Below are 862 nucleotides of genomic sequence, written 5' to 3' on the forward strand. Positions count from 1 at the left end.
GTCACTTTAACGGATGGCAAGATTTATATCGCAGGCGATATTTTCCCCGTTGCACCCGCTGTACTCAACAATGTTGCCATGATTGGGCGCTTGGAAATTGGTGTGAAGCTGCAAAAAAAATGGATAACCCATGAGGATGATCCAGAGTTGTTGGGGCAAGTCCCTGGCACATTGGCAGAAGGAGAGCCTGGTGCCGCACGCGAAACAGCAAAGCTTGTTTGGGCACTAAAAGAGGATGAGCAGAATGGCACTTTCTTTCCGGTTTATATTTTACAAGATGGCGTTTTGATTGATCAAAAATCGCCCTCACTCCTTGAACCGGCCATGCAAGCCATTGCGACGTACGACCGCGCCCATGGACATTATATCGTGGGGGGATGCCGAGTAAGTGCATTGGGAGCAAATAACGGTTGCCAAGTCTTTAGTATTCAAGAAGGAGAAGCCAATATCAATGGCTTTAAACGCAAACGCCTTGCCGCCTTGCGCCATGAAGAACTCGAGGACTTTTCGACAAGCGTTGTTCCAAGCGAAACGCATATTTTTGCGCCCCCAAAAGGGAAAACAAGTTTCACCTTTAAACCCTATTATTTTCCTATTGCCGATATTCAGTCTCTTTTGTTGACAAAAGAAAAAACCGTTAACGTCACCCGTGGTGCCGTTGCCGCTGGGCGTGATGGTGTTCCTGATAAAAGCATCACCGCGTTTATCAAAATCGTTCAAGGAAGCAAGGAATTTAAAGAAGGCACAGATTTTAAAAAAACAGGAGACACCATTGATTGGGCACTGGTGGGAGACGAACCTTTAGCAGGGAGCAGCTATAAGGTGACTTATCGCTATCGCGCAAAAATCACGGCTGATAAAG

The 862-nt window shown here is 46.5% G+C and carries 1 protein-coding gene; it reads left to right on the plus strand.

The annotated features are described in order from the left end of the window. On the plus strand, positions 1-862 hold an 862-nt coding region (locus ACFING_RS09945), incomplete at both ends, for a DUF4815 domain-containing protein (protein ID WP_375630808.1).

This window comes from Bartonella sp. AP150HLJHH, assembly GCF_042196385.1.
GTDB lineage: Bacteria > Pseudomonadota > Alphaproteobacteria > Rhizobiales > Rhizobiaceae > Bartonella.